The sequence below is a fragment of the Bradyrhizobium sp. ISRA430 genome, from assembly GCF_029909975.1.
GTDB lineage: Bacteria > Pseudomonadota > Alphaproteobacteria > Rhizobiales > Xanthobacteraceae > Bradyrhizobium.
Window position 1 is genome coordinate 4006935 of the sequence record NZ_CP094516.1, and the last position, 17049, is coordinate 4023983.

General features: G+C 62.3%; 14 protein-coding genes and 2 pseudogenes. 1 reads left to right on the forward strand and 15 read right to left on the reverse strand.

Features of this window, described 5'->3' with window-relative positions; translation table 11 throughout:
• Positions 1-22: 22 nt before the first annotated feature.
• The 15 genes and pseudogenes from MTX21_RS19115 to MTX21_RS19185 all read right to left on the reverse strand — a co-directional run bounded on the left by MTX21_RS19115 (position 23) and on the right by MTX21_RS19185 (position 16456).
• On the reverse strand, positions 23-1846 hold the full coding sequence (locus tag MTX21_RS19115) for a hypothetical protein (RefSeq protein WP_280966309.1): 1824 nt from the start codon (positions 1844-1846) through the stop codon (positions 23-25).
• The gene (locus MTX21_RS19120; protein WP_280966310.1) at positions 1843-3282 is read right to left on the reverse strand and encodes a site-specific integrase; all 1440 of its coding nucleotides are present in this window, start codon (positions 3280-3282) and stop codon (positions 1843-1845) included. Before MTX21_RS19120 ends, MTX21_RS19115 begins: the two co-directional genes overlap by 4 nt.
• 161 nt (positions 3283-3443) lie before the next feature.
• Positions 3444-5153, reverse strand: a pseudogene (locus tag MTX21_RS19125) (strawberry notch-like NTP hydrolase domain-containing protein); the annotation flags it as partial.
• A gap of 185 nt (positions 5154-5338) precedes the next feature.
• Positions 5339-5761 (reverse strand): annotated as a pseudogene (locus tag MTX21_RS19130) (DNA-binding protein); the annotation flags it as partial.
• Positions 5762-5783: 22 nt separating this feature from the next.
• Positions 5784-6722, reverse strand: coding sequence for a zincin-like metallopeptidase domain-containing protein (locus MTX21_RS19135; RefSeq protein WP_280966311.1), 939 nt, complete (start codon positions 6720-6722; stop codon positions 5784-5786).
• A 1517-nt stretch (positions 6723-8239) separates the two neighbouring features.
• On the reverse strand, positions 8240-8692 hold the full coding sequence (locus MTX21_RS19140) for an ATP-dependent endonuclease (RefSeq protein ID WP_280966312.1): 453 nt from the start codon (positions 8690-8692) through the stop codon (positions 8240-8242).
• Positions 8693-8705: 13 nt separating this feature from the next.
• Positions 8706-9167: a hypothetical protein gene (locus MTX21_RS19145; RefSeq protein WP_280971397.1), complete on the reverse strand. Its 462-nt coding sequence runs from the start codon at positions 9165-9167 to the stop codon at positions 8706-8708.
• A 133-nt stretch (positions 9168-9300) separates the two neighbouring features.
• Positions 9301-9957, reverse strand: coding sequence for an MIP/aquaporin family protein (locus MTX21_RS19150; protein ID WP_280966314.1), 657 nt, complete (start codon positions 9955-9957; stop codon positions 9301-9303).
• Positions 9957-10481: an arsenate reductase ArsC gene (locus MTX21_RS19155; protein ID WP_280971100.1), complete on the reverse strand. Its 525-nt coding sequence runs from the start codon at positions 10479-10481 to the stop codon at positions 9957-9959. Before MTX21_RS19155 ends, MTX21_RS19150 begins: the two co-directional genes overlap by 1 nt.
• A gap of 11 nt (positions 10482-10492) precedes the next feature.
• Positions 10493-11323 (reverse strand): arsenite methyltransferase, encoded by an 831-nt coding sequence (locus MTX21_RS19160; RefSeq protein ID WP_280966315.1) that lies wholly within the window; start codon positions 11321-11323, stop codon positions 10493-10495.
• Positions 11324-11351: 28 nt separating this feature from the next.
• The gene (locus MTX21_RS19165) at positions 11352-11696 is read right to left on the reverse strand and encodes a metalloregulator ArsR/SmtB family transcription factor (protein WP_280966316.1); all 345 of its coding nucleotides are present in this window, start codon (positions 11694-11696) and stop codon (positions 11352-11354) included.
• Between the two features lie 676 nt (positions 11697-12372).
• Positions 12373-13116, reverse strand: a complete 744-nt coding sequence (gene istB, locus MTX21_RS19170; protein WP_280964598.1) for an IS21-like element helper ATPase IstB — start codon at positions 13114-13116, stop codon at positions 12373-12375.
• A gap of 11 nt (positions 13117-13127) precedes the next feature.
• Positions 13128-14666 (reverse strand): IS21 family transposase, encoded by a 1539-nt coding sequence (gene istA, locus MTX21_RS19175; RefSeq protein WP_280971017.1) that lies wholly within the window; start codon positions 14664-14666, stop codon positions 13128-13130.
• Between the two features lie 141 nt (positions 14667-14807).
• Complete coding sequence (locus MTX21_RS19180; RefSeq protein WP_280966317.1) at positions 14808-15362, reverse strand: hypothetical protein; 555 nt, start codon at positions 15360-15362, stop codon at positions 14808-14810.
• Positions 15363-15850: 488 nt separating this feature from the next.
• Entirely contained in the window at positions 15851-16456 is a 606-nt protein-coding gene (locus tag MTX21_RS19185; RefSeq protein WP_280971422.1) for a hypothetical protein, read from the reverse strand.
• Here MTX21_RS19185 and MTX21_RS19190 point away from each other — a divergent pair.
• A complete protein-coding gene (locus tag MTX21_RS19190) occupies positions 16455-16787 on the forward strand; it encodes an avidin/streptavidin family protein (RefSeq protein WP_280971409.1) in 333 nt (110 codons plus the stop codon). The genes MTX21_RS19185 and MTX21_RS19190 overlap by 2 nt on opposite strands.
• Positions 16788-17049 lie beyond the last annotated feature (262 nt).

The window sequence follows — 17049 nt, forward strand, 5'->3', positions numbered from 1 at the left end:
CGCGTGACGGGAGTCTGCTGGTTCAAGATGCATACGCCTCTGGCGGCATGTAGATGAGGTTGGTGTCGGGCTTCTCGGCCGCAGCGCGCGCTTCGGCTACGACTTGTGGCGGGAATGCCGGCAATATCTGTTCAACGATCCGGCGATGAGCTCGGCCGAACCGGGCTGCCCAGCTTCGTTCGTCCATCAGGGCGCGCTGACCGATCATGAACGTGTCGAAGGCGATCAGCGCCGGCAGCTTCCGGGCCGTGATCACGGCGTTAGCGCATTCGAGACATCCCCAGAACGGTGTAGGACAAGCTTCTCCCGGTTGCCCGAAGGGGCTGGCGTGGAAGCCGGCGCAACTTGCCAGCCAGACGTCCTGCTCGCCGTCGAGGAGCTCGCCGACCTGATCGGGTGGAACCGGCAGTCCCGACTCTTCCGGGCTGGCGCGGACCGCCTTCTCGATTGCCGGCGGCATGAGCTTCGGCTTTAGCGCCGAGTCAAGCGCATCTCGGAGTGCATCGGCGATCGTGTTCTCGTGGACGTGTCGCAGAGCCGGGATATCGGCATAATGACGCGCCGCGACTGCAATAGTGTGGCCGACGGCAAAGTCCTCAAGCTGCCCCTGCGTGTGCAGATAACGTTCTGCCTTCTGCGTCTTGCGTAACCGCGACAGCTCCAGATGAAGCGGGCTTCCGTCATCCGCGGTCAGGCCATGCCGGGCGACGAAGGCGAGAATGCTCCTCCGGCTGATCTTCGGACCGCGCAGGCCATATCCGTTCCACCACGCCCATAATGCGTCCGTTCCGAGGTAGCGGCGGGCGCGTTCGGTCAGACGTATCGCCTGCCGGATGATGCCGCCGGGTGTCGAACTGCCGCCATCACGGACCCGCAGTCGCTTCCATTCCGCACCTCGCGCGCGACGCTTGCGATACTCGATCTCGACATAACCGCGCGACGGATTACGCAGGCAATCGGCCTTCAGGCTCCTCAGGCACTCGATCTCCATGCCTGTCTGCAGCGACAGGGCGACGAGGAAGCCGATCAGGTCGATGCGTGTCAGATACAATTGACCATGCAGGTCCTCCGACGACAGAGCCGGCATCTTGCGGTTCCACAGCGCGCCTTTGAGCCGCCAGAACGTCGGATTGTGCGTGCCAAGCGATCCTTCTCTGGCGAGCAAAGCGATGACGTCGTCATGGTGGCGATGCAGCGCCGGGCATGCCTCGATATCGCCCCGGCGCGCGGGCATGGCCTCGTCGATAAGCACGCGCTTGGCAGCTTCGGCAACCTGATTGCGGGCGGCGGTCCTCAACGCGGCTGTGACACCGCTGCTGTAGGCATCGCGCGGGCGACTGCCTGCAAGCTCTCCTCGACCGAGCCAGGTCAAACGGTTTGCCAGCGCCTTTGGGAACCGGTCGGGTTCGTTCTCGACCGCAAGGCGCATGATTCCGATCAGTGGAGCGATCAGGCGGCGTACAGCAGCCTGGCTTGGTGTGTTCTGCTCCAGCCAGTCCTCGTAACGGTCGATCAGATCGGCCGTGACATCATCGATGCTGCAGAGTGTTATTGCGGCTTCGTCGAGGAAGCGCCAGAAGCGCCGTAAGTCGAGAACCTTGCAACGAACCGTGCGCATGACCGGCGCGGGACCCATTCCGCGGACAAGCTCCTGCAAGATCGGCGCAATGGATGCCGTGAACGACGGATGCGGCCACGACGACAGATCGAGCGCCAGCTCGCCGCCACCATCCACTCGCACGCGGAATCGTCGGGAATCGAGCGTCCGGACAACCGCTCCCGAACCGACTTCTGCATCCTCGTCGTCAAGATCGGGGAAACTCGCGCGACGACCGCGACCGCTCATGCCACGTCCCTGACGGATGCAACATCCAGTCCCCATTGCTCGACTGCCGCGTCGACAAGCGCCTGACTATCATCGAGATGATCGAGATAGATGTAGGTGCTCTCGATCCGGCTATGCCCCATCAGCCGTTGCAGCTTGAGCAGCGGATCGCCGATCAGGCGGCGATACGCGGGACTCATGCGCCCGGCGCGTTCTTCCAGCATCCAGCCAATCTGCTCGCGCAACAGCAGGGTCAGCATGTGGACCGCAAAGCTGTGGCGCAGCATGTGCGGCGTCACCTCGATGTTGATGCCGAAGCCGCGGCAGCGTGCGCTTGCGCGGCGGAACACCGCCTGCCACGAGGTCATCGGCATCGGCAGGCCGCCTTCGGTCAGCCACAGCGCCAACGGCTCCTTGCCTTGCTCATGGAGAAGCCGGCCGCGCTCTCCGGGATTGAGCCGATCGAAGCGGACGCGGCCATGATCGAGATGCAGCGATTGGCGGTCATGGCCGGTGACCATCATAGGCGCGTCGATCCGCATCCATGAGCGGCGCTCGCGCCAGCGCGCGAGAGCGTTCACCCGCTCCACGTCCGCATAGTCGCGTAGCCGTTCGAGCAGACGCGCCGGCAGCCGAACCTCCCGAGCCTTGCTGCCCTTGGCGGTTGCAGCCGCCAGCCGGAACGGGACAGAGCGCTGCCCTTGGTGCCGGTCCGGGGCTGGCAACTCTACCGTCAACAGGTGTGACGCCTCCTGCAACCTGAGACCGGTCGTCACCAGAAGCTCGGCGAAAAGGGCATTGCGCTCGCCGTTGCGTCCTCGCCACGTCGCGTCCTCCCGCCCATCGGGTAGTCGGCCGCGCAGACCGACATCTCGAAACAGCAGATAGCGGTCCAGCGACACGAAGCGCATGTCGCCGTTGCGGGCGGCTGTCTCGCGCGCCATGTTCGCCGCGACGCTGATCGCGCTTCCGTCCAGCGCGCGCGTCCAGGCCTGCCGATATGTGAACGGCGCCTTGGCGATCAGCTTCTCTTCGACAGCCCAGCGGTAAAGTTTGTCGAGAGCCGCGACGGCGCGGTTCCACGATGATGCCGAGATACGATGCGGCGGGGGCGACAGCCGGCGTGCCTCATGGAAGGCGGCGATATCGTCGCGATCTACCGACCAGACCGATTTGCCGTCACGCCGTTCGGCAAGGAAGCGCAGCCACACCACAATATCGCGCGCGTAGGCACGAAGGCTGTTCAGCGATCGCACGCCCATCGTGGGACAAGCCCGGAAGAAACGGTTGAGATCGTGATCGTAGCTGCCGTCATGTCCGAGGATGAACGGCATCCCGTCCACGAGGCCGGAGCTCTCCGCCCCTGCAATCACCTCTTCGGAAAGTTCATGAGTAACGCCATCGACAATGGCCGGGCGGCGCAATGCGCCAAGATCGGTAAAGTAAAGCTGCGGCATACGTTCTCAAAGCGGAGCGCCTTCGGCGCACTCTTTTTGTTTAGGATGCGAGGGGTTCCCCTCGCGCTCTCCCGCTCGCCGCGTGGCAGGGTTGCAGGACTTCGCCTGCACCCTTTGACTAGCTTGTGGTGGCGCCGCCGCGTCAAGCGTTGTCCTCGCTACGCTGCGGGAACGCTTGACTCGGACGTCTGAAGAGCTCCACCGCAATACCGGTGACGCCGCTCCATGCCTGATTCTGAGACAGGATCACACTGTTAGGATAAGATCAGCTTGTCGGACTTGCTGATCCAGACCGCGCGGCGGCGGCCCTTGAGCCAGTTGTCGAGCAGGACGCCGCCGACCTGCCGCCCCTTGCCCGCGCCGGTGCCATCGCCCAAGAACCAGCCGCGGCGAAAGCGGACGGCATTATCCGCGTCATCGCGCGCGGCGGCCACAACATCAAAGGTCGCGTCGACCGTCCAGGAGCCCGCGAGAAACTCAGAATGCGCCTCTCCGGCATAGATGACGCTCTCAAGCTGGGCGTCCGATAGAATGCTATCCACCACGAGGTTGGCCGGCAGGTGCGGACGGTAGGATGGCTTCGGTGGCGCAACGGACGCCATCGCCGCGGATTGCACGAGTTTGGTCGGGTGTGCGCACGATCCGGGAATACGGATCGACTGCAATCCATACTCCTCGTAAAGCGCATCGGTCAGCCGGGCGCCTTCCGGCGGCGACCATTCGACCGTCTCGTACGCAAGTTCGACACCTTCTGGTGCTGCGCTTATCGAAGAGGACGAAGAAATTGGTGCAACGGCGCCGACCGATCGTGACGTCGCTGGCCGCCCGATAGCCGCGATCTCCGATGGTGGGGCGACGGGCAGCCTTGGAGACACATGCTGGGTCACCCAACCAAGCAAGGTAGCGGCATCGGCCGCCACGCCTGGCGAGGCAGGAAAAGCCGTCGGATCGGCAGCGGGCAGCTTGTCGATCACAAGCAGCCGTGTGTCGATTTGTGTTCCGTGCTTCGCGTAGAGGGCGCCGTCGATTGCCGCAGAAAACACCACCCGCCCGCGTTCCTGGAGCCGCACAAAGGCATCTCGCCATGCCGGATTATCCGGCGCGAAGCTTGCGCCAGCGATGGCGACGAGGCGTCCGCCGTCGCAAAGACGCGCGAGCGCTGAAGCCATGTGGCGGAGAGCCGCATCCGCCATCCGTCGATCGACATTCGCCACCGGGGAGAACGGCGGGTTCATCAGGACAACGCTAGGTGTGACACTCGTATCAAGATGATCATCGATCTGAGCGGCGTCGAACCGCGTGACCTGAGCGTTGGCGAAGAGACGGCCGAGCAGCTCTGCGCGGGCCTCGGCCAGCTCATTCAATACCAAGTCGCCCCCGGCGAGCTCGGCAAAGACGGCGAGCAAGCCCGTCCCCGCGGAAGGCTCCAGAACGCGATCGACCGATGTAATGCCGGCTGCGGCGCATGCCGCCAGCCCAAGCGGGATCGGCGTCGAGATTTGCTGAAGCGCTTGGCTGTCCTCGGAACGCCGCGTGTGGGTCGGCAGACAGCTCGCGATCTTCGCGAGCATCGGCAGCATTGCTGCCGTCGAGCCGGCCTTGGCACGCATCGCGGGGCCGAACTTGCGAAGGAACAGAACCGTTGCCGCCTCGCAGACGTCATAGGCGGTCTTCCAATTCCAAACGCCAGCCGTGTCTGAGGCGCCGAACGCAGACTCCATGGCGCTACGCAGAACAGCGGCATCGATGCGACGGCCGCGTTCGAGCTCGGTCAGGACCTGTCGCGCGGCCCTGACAGCGGCAGAGGTGAGATTTGCAGCCGCACGCATGGAGAGCGGCGCGGCGGCGCCTCCGGCAAGAAATTCGGTCATGGCAGGGTTTCTTTCGGAGAGCAGGAATGGGTCGAACCATCAGGCGCTCTCCTCTGACCCCGACGGCTCAAACCCTTCCCGGCCTGGCTCTCCCTCTGAGCCCTCGCCCATAAGAATGGGGACCAGCGCTGCGCACCGGTCCCCAAGCAACCGCGGGACGGCCGGAGCCGTCCCGCTCTGTAATTTCACTCAGCCGCGTCGAGTTGCTGCGGATCTTCGTCGCCGCCGTTCTCCGGATCCTCGTCGTCGGCGAGAAATTCGGGCAGCGGGCCCGCTTCACCCTCCCGCTCCACTGGCGCCGCATTGAGATCAACGAGACGCAGCGGCTCCGGCAACCAGCCCGAGCCATCGAGTAGACGCTCGGCCTCCTTTGCCATCCCAGCCTTCTTCAGATGGTCGATCAGTTGCGCCGACGACTCGCCCTTGGCTTCCCGCACCGCCTCCAGAATGCGCGGCTTGGTAACCCGGCCGAGATAGTTGTCGACGGTCGGTCGCCAGCCGGCCTGCACCATGTCGAGCCCGACCGCGCGCGCCGGCACATCAGCCTGGTTGAGACGGGTGCGGACACCCTGAGCGGAGACGCGCCCCTGATTGTAGCGATTGGCGGGGCCGAAACGGCCGGCGGATGCATTACGCGGCCTCCTCGTCGACAGAGGCGATCGGCCGTTGCTGAAAGCCAAGCAGGAAATCGGCGGCCTTCGACGCCGCGCTCGCCGCCCGTACAACGGCGCGGTTGTCCTCACGCAGCACCTCCAGCCAGGAGCCGATATAGTCGGCGTGGCGCACGGTCGGCACGATGCCAAGTGAAGCACAGACGAACGCACCCGCCATCTCCGCGACCAGTTCCTCGCGCGCGTAAGATTTGGAGCCGAACGACCCCGAAAGATCACGAGCAAGCCGGGAAACAGCTCCACTCCAATGCGACAATTCGTGGAACGCGGTCCGATGCCAGTTGATCGGCTCGAAATACGCCGCTGGCGGCGGGACCTGCACAAAATCGCCGGTCGTATTGTAGTAAGCGCGCACTCCGCCAATCCGGAAGTCGGCGCCGGTTGCGGCGATCAGCGATTCCGCCTGCGGTTCGATCTGATCCGGTGGCGGCGGGACGACCGAGCCGGTGACGTCCTCGGGCAAGCCGTCACACTGCTCTATGTTGAAAACGGTAAAGCGCTTGAGAAACGGGATCGTGCCCGGCTCCTCCCCGGTCTCTGCGGTACGTCGACGCTCGTCCTCGGGAATGAAGCGATCCGCGTAGACAACGGTCGTACCTCGCTCTCCCTTCCTGACATGGCCGCCGAGCCCGAGCGCCTGACGAAAGGTCAGCCAGCTCTGGCTGGAGAAGCCGCACTCAATAACGGCACCCCACAAAATCAGCACGTTAATTCCGGAATATCCCCGCAGCGTCGAAGCATTGCGCGGCATGGCGAGCGGCGCCTTGATTGCCGCCGTTCCCCATGGCTGCACCCAAGGGATACGGCCGGCCTCCAGTTCTGCGATGATCTTGTCGGTGATTTCAGTGTAAAGGCTCGCCCGGTCATCGCCAACGCGAGCTCGTGTGTGTCTGGACATCGCGGTTCTCCACGACAGGCGCCGGAAGTCTCTCTCCCGACCTTCGACCCGTCACGAGGAACCCGGTCCGTACTCTCACTCTCAATCTCGATGACGGCGCGCGGCCGGAAGAGAGTTGCACGCGCGGTAGACCTCGAACCGAATGGGCCACGTGTCCGGCCCGTCTGGACAACCTGCAGCCCGATGCCGAAGATTATGAATCACGCCGCGCCCCCACCCGTCTGAGGGCCCACGGCGTCTAAGCGGCGAGGTGGTGGCGGGCGTGATCAGGAAGCTTTGTGCCCGAGGTGCACGGCTCCCGTCATTAATATGGAAGAGAAGCGTATGGGGCGGAGCCAAGCGGAGACCACTAAGGGTCGCGAGACCCGGCTAAGAGGCACCCGCAGGAGGGTCAGCATAGCGCCGACGCGTAGCGGCGGGACCCGGGACCGAGTGCAGTCGCGAGACCGGTTAAAAAGGCACCCGAGCTCGGGGCAGTGATAGCGACGCCGGAATGCAATGACGGCGGGACCCGAGAGCGAGTGCCTCCGGCGAGCGACTCAATGCGGATTCGCATCTCATTGGTATCAATTTTGCTTTTGTGATAACGTCTCACTCGTGCGCATGTCTATGCACGGCGTGGGCATGTTCACTGAGAGCCAATTCTTACAGAGGACGACATGGCCAAGAAAGCGAAGAAGGCAAAGAAGACCGCGAAGGCAGCTACCAAGAAGGTGGCAAAGAAGACTTCAAAGAAAAAGAAGTAGTCGTATCGGCTACTGATATATTGCCGCCTCCGGGTCGAAACCCGGATGAAAAGCGAGACCTCCCAAAGGATATGAAGCGTCCTTTGCAGCCGTTTGGTATCGCGGCACGCTAAGACAAGGCCGGGCCTTTGTGCAGGTGGCTGCTGCATAAAGGTCCGGTTTTTCGTTTCTGCCCCCGCGAGGGCGTGACTTGCTCGTGCGCGCGGGATCGAAGCCGCATGGCGTGCGCCGTTGAGGCGTGGAGAAGAAGGGAGTGTTCGAAGGAATGGAGCCTGCTGGTTATGGCTCTCACTTGCCCGGCTTACCGGTGTCGGAAACGACTGGACCAAAGCATGCCGGGAAACGTCTCGAAATCGGGCGCCGCAGCCCGGTGGAGAGCGCAGAGTAAGGTGTGCATGGTGAAAGCTGTATTGCCTGAATCCCAGTTTCCAGTTGCCAAAGGGCTGGCCGTAGCGAACGCGGCTGACACGCTATGCCACGCGGGGCAAATCGCACCGGCCAGTGCAATCTGCCACCAGTCCGCGTGGGACGACCACCATCCCTGGGTCAAGGAGACGAATGGGACACCTAAACACACCGCAACTTCCTACACACGCAACTACGGGATCGCCTGCAGCAGGCTCTTTCAAGGACCTGTATGGCGACGGAGCCGTCATAGTACCCAAATGCCCGGCGTAATGGCCGGGACAGCCGCCGCGAGGTGGACGATCGCGCGCATAAGGCCGGGTGACCGGACCGAAAGCGCCTCCGATCGGGGGAAGGACGATGCCGCTAAAAACGGCATTTGCAGTTCGCGTAGAAGAGATTCTTCGACGGAGAGGTTCTGCTGATGCAGGCCGCTACCATCCAGAGAAGAATTGAATCACTGCCGACTTTGTCGCGGTCGGGTATTCTGCCCCATCCTCCGTGATAGCGCGCCAAATCCAGGTCCAGGAGCGTGACATGCGGTATGCCAAGCCCATGCAGCAAACGCCAGAAATGATTGACGTGTCGCCCGCCTAAAGGCACGGCCGATATCGACTCGTCATCGACCAGGATTCCCTTGGCAGCGAGCAGCCGCGGCAATACGACTTCCTCGCTATCGCCCTGTCCGAGAATGACGAAGCGCGAGAAATAGAGCTCCGGAAACGCCTGAACGCCCTCGCGAACGAACTTGAGCGCTTCTTGATCTTCGGGCAGCTCGATGCGCTTGACCACAGTTTTGCGCCGCTTGTTTAAACGCATGTACCGGATGTTCTCAGGCGGCACACGACGCATCAACGAAGGCGAATGTGTCGCAAGCGACGCCTGAGCGTCCCGACCGGTCGCGAGCTGCTCCATAGCCCTGACGACGCGCCCGAGATAGTGGCGACAAGCTATTCTCAGGCTCCTCTATCGCAATCATCGTGAAGATGGCCAGCCTCAGCTTGTCGATGTCGAACGCCTCGGCCAATTCCCCGCTGAGGACTTTGGCACCGATGTCATGCATCCCAAGCACGATTGACAGATACAGGATTGATTGTTGTCCATCGCTCAGTCGCGAAAAATCGACGAATTGCTCGGGATCAGCGAGATAGTTGCCTATGTGCAAGCTGCCCCACTGTTCAGTCAACGCCGTCGTCATCCCCTCGATAGCGGCGTTGTCTGCAAGGGTTGAGCTGATCTCCGACGTCAAGCTCGAGACCTTGTCACGCTCTCCCGCCCAGTTCGCCGCGCGCAACGCCCGTCCCAAAAGCGCGTTGGCCGAATAGGAAATGGGCGCCGCCGGATCGCGACGCGCATGGGTTTAAGAGGCCGCCGCCGAGCTTGCGGCAGGGAGCTGACGAACTGAAGAGTTGCACGTGCTGTGCGGCTCAGTCTTCCCACAGCCATCCGCTGACCACGACAGCTGCAACCATCCCGGCGAGTTGGGCTACGATGAACGCCGCGACACCGCCGGGCGCGATGCCAGCGAACGTATCAGACATCGAGCGCGCCACAGTCACCGCCGGGTTAGCGAAGGACGTGGAAGCGGTGAACCAGTAGGCCGACGTGATGTAGAGGCCCACCGCATATGGCACTGCCTCGGATTTTCGAGCGACACACCCGAAGATGGTCAACAGAAGGCCAAAGGTGGCGACCGCCTCCGCGAGCCACTGGCCAGCACCAGTGCGCACCGTGAGCGAACTTTGCCACAGCGGCTGTTCAAACATGAGATGTGCAAGCCACACGCCGACCACCGCGCCTACAAGCTGCGCTGCAATGTACACGAGTGCGAGTGTCCAGCCGATGCGTCTCCTGATGGCAAATGCCAAGCTGACCGCAGGATTGAAGTGCGCACCTGAAAGCGGTCCGAAGATCAGGATCAGAACGACAAGGATTGCCCCTGTGGGGATGGTGTTGCACAACAATGCCAGCGCGACATTCCCACCGGCGAGCTTCTGGGCCATGATCCCAGAACCAACAACAGCAGCCAGAAGGAACGCCGTGCCGATAAACTCGGCGGCTACTTGTCGGCTCCCGTGGACCATCAGGTGGCCTCGGAGATGCGCGTGGCGCCTTCCATCTGCCCTATTTCACGGAGCTTGTTCTTGAGGGCAAGCTGGTCGAGCGACTGGATGGGCAGTGAGGCAAAAGCACCGATCCGCTGGTTTAGAAGCCGGTACGCTTCCTTGAAGGCCGAGGCTACCTCGGCAGGCGTTCCCTTGGCTTCCGCAGGATCAGCAATCCCCCAGTGGGCTGTTGTTGGATGACCCGGCCAGATCGGGCAGGCCTCCGCTGCTGCGTTGTCGCAAACGGTGAACACAAAATCGATCTTCGGGGCGTCAGCCTTGGCGAACTCATCCCACGACTTGGATCGCAGGTCGCTCGTCTCATAACCAAGGCTCTCCAAGAGCTGGATTGCATGAGGGTTCACCTGCCCCTTGGGCTGACTACCGGCGCTATAGCCACGGAGCTTTCCAGCCCCGACCTTGTTCAGAATGGCCTCTGCAAGGATCGAGCGGGCGGAGTTGCCGGTACAGAGGAAAAGAACATTGTGCGACTGATCCGACATGCCGACGCTCATCAGTTGCAGCAGCTCGGGGCGCAACATGCGGAGCCAGTGCTTGGCTTCACTGCCCGAATGGAGGCGCCCATGAACTTCCCGTCCACCTCGTGGGCCATAGCGTCCACGTCGATCCCTTTGCCCGCCAAGAACTCTCGCATATCTTCCACCGTGTAAATTCGGGTCGGCTCGATGGAAGGCTTCTCGAAGCCCACGGCCGTCAGTTTCGACGTGTACTCGTTCTCTTCGAGAGCGCCTGCAATGCAACCGACCCACAGCAGCATGTCCTTGCGAAGCTGCTCTGGGACAGCGCCCTTGGTCACCACGTCGGAGACAGCGAACCGGCCACCGGGCTTCAAAACGCGGAAGGCGTCACGCAGCACCTGGTCCTTGTCACCAGAGAGATTGATCACACAGTTGGAAATGATCACGTCAACCGAGTTGTCGGGCAACGGGATGCGCTCGATTTCGCCCTTGAGGAACTCGACGTTCTTGGCACCTGCCTTCTGCTGGTTCTCCCGAGCCAGCGAGAGCATCTCATCGGTCATGTCGAGCCCATAGGCCTTACCAGTGGGGCCTACACGTCGAGCGGATAGCAGCACGTCAATTCCTCCACCCGAACCCAAATCGAGCACCGTCTCTCCCTCTTTCAGCTCCGCCAACGCAGTTGGATTGCCGCAGCCCAACGAGGCGAGCACAGCGGCTTCCGGCAGCTCGCCCGTTTCCTTGTCGGAGTAGAGGTTGGAAGTGATCGGACTGGCCCCCTCTAACGCAGGTGTGCCGCAACAGGAGCCTACGCGCAGGGCTGCCTGGCTATACTTCTGGCGAACCGCTTCCTTGATGTCGGACATATGGGCCTCCTCGGTGACGCAGTGGTGTTCAGGCGGTGATCTTGGTTCGTTTGCGCGCGGGCTTACACTCGGCGGCAGGCCTGCAGGTGACACCGCCGCAGCAGTTCTCGGTCATGTAGGCCAGCAGCGCGTTCATGGTCTCGTACTTGGCGGTGTAGATCATGGAGCGACCTTCGCGGCGCACGGTGACAAGCCCAGCGATCCGCAGGCGGTCGAAGTGGAAGGTCAGGGTGTTCGGAGCGAGGTCGAGTGCTTCGGCCACGGCTCCCGCAGGCATCCCCTCAGGTCCGGCCTGTACGAGCAGCCGGTAGACATCCAGCCGATTGTCTTGCGCGAGAGCGGACAGGGCTGCGACAACATCCGATTTTTCCATATTTCAACGATTATGGAAATAACGTGACAAGTCAATCGTTATTTCGAGAACTATGGAAGTATTTAGGGTTCCTCATGAGCGGCCTTAGACGGCCGAACAGGGCGTCAGTGGGTACCACGGGGGTTGGACTGTGGAGACGAGCCCCAGCACCCAGAGCGCTACAGGGGCCGCGTGGGCCCTTCGATGCGGGACGGGCACCGGGCAGTCTGGCTTCCCAAGGGACGGGAACAACCATGCGTCTGCGCCATCCGCAGCGCGACGAGCCTCAACGTAGCTTAGGAAGCCCAAGCGTACGGCCTCGGGGTGGACAGGCACGACGCGCTCTGAAGCGTCCGCCTTGGTCCGCTTACCTCGTGCTTTCTTGGTCTCGAAATGGAGCAACGCCACGCCCGCTCGGCGTCAACCTTCACGTTGTCTGCTGATTCCGATGATCTCGCCCGGGTGTACCGATTTGATCTCGCCCAGGATTCCGAGATGATCTCGCCCACCATTCCGATTTGATGTCGCCCGGGGCGTGAGGCGTTCTGGCTGTCTGGTTTCTGGCATCGGCGAAGCCGCGTGGTCAATCTTGAATCGCGGCTCGACGGGCGGGTTTTTCTGTTGCTCCTGCTGTGGGCATGTGGGCAACGCCCTTCGCGTTGTCCAAGCGTAGCGGCATGTCCACAGCGCCACAGGCTCAGGCCTTTCGGTCGGGTTTGCGGGTTCGCCGCATGCTTTCGCCGTTGAGATCGATCCGGTGGGCGTTATGGACCAGGCGGTCGAGGACGGCGTCAGCGTAGGTGGGATCGCCGATCAGCGCGTGCCATTGATCGACCGGGAGCTGGCTGGTGACGATGGTGGAGCGGCGGCCGTAGCGGTCCTCGAGGATCTCCAGGAGGTCGTGGCGGGCCGCGGCGTCGAGCGGCTCGAGGCCCCAGTCGTCGAAGATGAGGAGATCGACGCGGCCAAGCGCGCGCAACAGGCGGGAGTGGCGGCCATCGCCGCGCGCCAAAGCAAGATCGGTGAACAGCCGCGGGACGCGCTGGTAGAGCACGGAGCGATTGTCGCGGCAGGCCTTGTTGCCGAGCGCTGAGGCGAGCCAGCTTTTGCCGACGCCGGAGGGCCCGCAGATTAGCAGATTGGCGTGGTCATCGATCCAGCGGCCTTCGACCAGCATCGTCAGCAGGCTGCGGTCGAGGCCGCGTGGGGTGCGGTAGTCGATGTCTTCGACGCAGGCCTCCTGGCGCAGCTTGGCGTATTGCAGCCGCTTCGACAGCCGCTTGTCGCGTCGCAATGACGCTTCGCGTTCGAGCAGCAGCGCGAGCCATTCGGCGTGGCCGAGGCTTGCGGCCTCGCCGCCGGCTTCGATGTCGGCGAAGGCCTTGGCCATGCCATGCAGGCCGAGCGCGTAGAGTTGATCGAGGGTCGGATGCGTAAGCAAGACGTGATCTCCTAATTGTAGTAGCGCGGCCCGCGGATGTTGGGATGAAGGATCGGCGCGTCGTCCGCGGAGCGCTTGGGTGAAGGACGCCGATCGAGATTGTTGGCAAGGATCGATTTGACCGAGCCGTAGGTGCGCGCGCCAATATCGATCGCCCGCATGGCGGCGGCATCGAGCCGCTCGTGCCCGTAGGATCGGGCGAGCCGGATGATGCCGAGACAGGCGCGGAAGCCCTGTTCCGGATGCGCGCGCTCGTCGAGGATCAGGTCGCACAGCGCCGCGGTGGCCGGCCCGATCGAGGCTGCGTCCTTACGGATGCGCTCGATAGTCCAGCCAGCGTAGCGCCGATGACTGGAGGCCATGTGCTCCGGCACCGTCGTGTGCTTGTGGTTGCCGCTCATGCGCTGATGCGCGGCGATCCGCTCACCCTTGTGGAAGATCTCGACGGTGCGAGCCGTGAAGCGCACCTCCACCTCGGCGCGGACGAAGCGATGTGGAACGCTGTAGTAATGCGCCTCGACCTCGACGTGATAATCGATGCTGACCCGGCAGATCCGCCACTCGGCGAACACGTAAGGGTTCTCCGGCAAGGCCTTGAGCGCGGGCCAATCGATCTCCTCCAACAGCTTGCGGCGGGTCACGCCGAGCCGCCGGATCGGCCGCTCCTCGTTGAGCCGGGTGAGCAACTCGGCGATCGCCGCATTGACCTCGGCGAGGCTGTGGAAGATGCGGTGGCGCAGCCGCCCGAGCAGCCAGCGCTCGACCATGAGGACCGCCTGCTCGACCTTCGCCTTGTCTCGTGGTCGTCGCGGCCTGGCTGGCAGAATGGCCGAGCCGTAATGCGCCGCCATGTCGGCGTAGCTGCGGTTGATCTGCGGATCGTAGAGGCAGGCCTTGATCACCGCGACTTTGGTGTTGTCCGGCACCAGCAGCGCCGGCACGCCGTTGATCGCCTCGAAGGCGCCGACGTGGCCGCTGATCCAATCGGCGAGCCCCTGCGTCCAGGTCGCCTGCGCGTAGGTGAAGCTGGAAGCGCCGAGCACCGCGACGAAGATCTGCGCGGCGCGCCGCTCGCCGCTGAGCCGGTCGATCACGACCGGCACGCCGTCACCGGCATAATCGACGAACAGCTTGTCGCCGGCCGCATGCGACTGGCGCATCGTCACCGACAGCCGGCCTTCCCAGGCGCGGTAGAGCTCGCAGAAACGCGAATAGCGATACCCGCCGGGCTCGCTTGCGATGTACTCCTCCCACAGGATCGACAGCGTCACGTGCTTGCGCCGGAGCTCGCGGTGCACCGCCGCCCAGTCCGGCTCCGCCTGCCGGCGATGGCCCCGCCGCGTGCCGGAACCCGCACCGGCGCTGGCGAACAGCCGGGCCTCCAGATCAGTGTCGGTGACGTCATCGGGCAGCGGCCAGGTCAGCCCCGATGCCTCGAACCGCCGGATCGTCAGCCGCACCGTCGAAGGCGCCGTCCCCAACCGCCGCGCAATCTCGCGGGTCGGCATCCCAGCCGACTTCAATCTGATCACTTCGCGCACATGGCGCATCGCAAGCCTCTCCGTCGGCATCCAGGTCCCCCTTCGCAAAGCCGAAAGGCGGGACCGTATCGGAGCCAGAAGAGGCCTCGTCACCCCGGGCGACATCATCCCGGAATGGTGGGCGAGATCATCTCGGAATGGTGGGCGACATCAAATCGGAACGGTGGGCGAGATCATTCCGGAATGGTGGGCGACATCGAGCGGAATCAGCACGTTGTCGGCGTTGAGGCGGCCTAGCTCCGCCTGCCTTGCTCCGGTGTAGAGCGCAAGCACAGGAAGCCAGAACCCGGCCGCTCCGTGGGCACCAAGGGGGAAGCGGTGTTCAGTGAACCGCGGTGCGTTGAAGAGGGACTGCAACTCTGCAATCTCAAACGACGTCCGCTCAGAGCGCTCCGTGGGCAGTCTCAACCTGCTGAAGGGGTCGGTCCACTGCACGTCATCAGGGATCAGGCCATTATCGCTAGCCCAGACACAGATGGCCTGCACGCTACCTAGTTGCTTGTTGATGGTCGCGGCGGTGATCCGTGGCGCCTCGGGGTGCTCCCTGGAGACCTTACGGATGTCAGGCCGGGCTCGTCTGCATGAGCAGGCGTTATCGCACCAGTTTCGCACCAGAAACGACCCAGCCGGGGCGCAACGAACGCGATCAGATTCAAACAAAAAGTCAGCAAAATCAACGAAGCCAATCGCTATCCCGCCGCTCATAACGGTCTGGTTCCTGGTTCGAATCCAGGCGGGCCCACCAGCGCAGCAGCAACAACAAAAAACAAGAAGAACAAGATCAAGCGCAGCTCGATCTGCAACGCTTCAGTCGAAGCGCTGCGGTGCCCCTGACGACATATCCGCCGGCAAACGGTTCATTTCAAACTGTCCGAAAGCCATGCCGCTCGAAGGCAGTCGCGGCGAGAGCAGTTGTGCTCTGTTGGCATGACGTACCCCGCAAGTCGCGGATGCATATGTCGTCTTCAATAGGTCCGAAAAATGCGTGCAGGTCAAGAAGTAGGCCCCACCCGCACGACGTTTGGAAACAGCCGATGATGTCAGTTAGCGCATGGTGATAAGGTACCCGGTACTCGACCAATCTTTGGAAAAGCGTCTTTGGATCCAGGCGATGGATCGGAGTCCCGTCGAGCATCGACTCGAAAATCACGGCTCATGGAACGGACCAAATAACACGCCTTTCGGATCTCGATTCAAGTCGGCGACGTATCGACAGCGTGTCGCCGCGATCGTGTGATTCCCAATTCAGGCAGGAAGTAGGAAGTAGGAAGTAGGAAGTCGTAGACCTCCGGGAGATGCCAGTGGGTGTTTCTTAGCCATTTTCGCTGAAGCTGCGTGAAAGCGGCCTCAATCGATGGCGGAACGAAGGTGCCGCTGTGGGGAATACTGGCAATCACCGGAACGGACGTTCCTGGCGCAGATTGCCCGACCCGATACAGCTGTGGGCAATTTGCTTCTGCTCCCCGATGCCCTCCGATGATCATGGTCATCTCATCGCGCCTCACATCAAGATAGCCGAGCATCGGCTCGGCGATCGCCGTCCAGGCGAGCGAATGCGGGGATAAATAGGCGCAGCCGGGCTCGTCGCTCTTGTTCGCCGCGATCCAGCGCGAACTCACGCATATGCGTCGCATTTCGTTGCCGAAAGCGGGAAAAGAGCAGCGAACGTAAGCTGGAGATGTATCAAAGTACATAATCTCAATGCTGATTTTGAGCAAACTCTCTGGGGGCTTCGAGATGAAGAGATTTCTGTCACTGTTGCTGCTCGCCCAATTCTTCTTTCTTTCCGGCGAGGCCATGGCGCAGGGGCTTCCTGCTCCCTCATACTGGAAGAATGAACGGGGTTCGGAACTGTTCGTTTGGTCCGCCAATGGCGGAGCAGTACAAGGGACTTTCACAAACCATGCTCAAGGGTTTGCGTGCCAGGGCATTCCTTATCCTGCATCGGGAGCCGTTAGTCCAGCCGGCTTGTATTTTGTTGTTACTTTTGCCCAATGCAATTCCTTCACCCGGTGGGTTGGAAAAATCAGCGGGTCTCAAATGCCGACATCATGGACGCTGTTCTACGTTGATAAGAACGGTAAGCCTGGCAAGTTGAAGGGCGCCGATACATTTACGCGCGTATGGTAGTTTTCAACCTTCGTGCGACATCGCGACCTTGACGTTTGCTCTCTCCGGTCTTGGGGCCCGGCTGCCTTTGAGATGAGTAAGCTCCTTTTCGCAAGTCTCCGGCGCTGTCCAGGGTCACTCAGCTTCGATGCTTGACAGCCCGTATGGTCTGCTGGAGCGGTCCGGGAATAACATCAAAAGGCCTCTCCCAAGATCCGAAAGGACAGTCTAAGCTTGCGTCCAGATTGCGGGACGATTCGTGCATTAGCATTGCTTTTCAGGG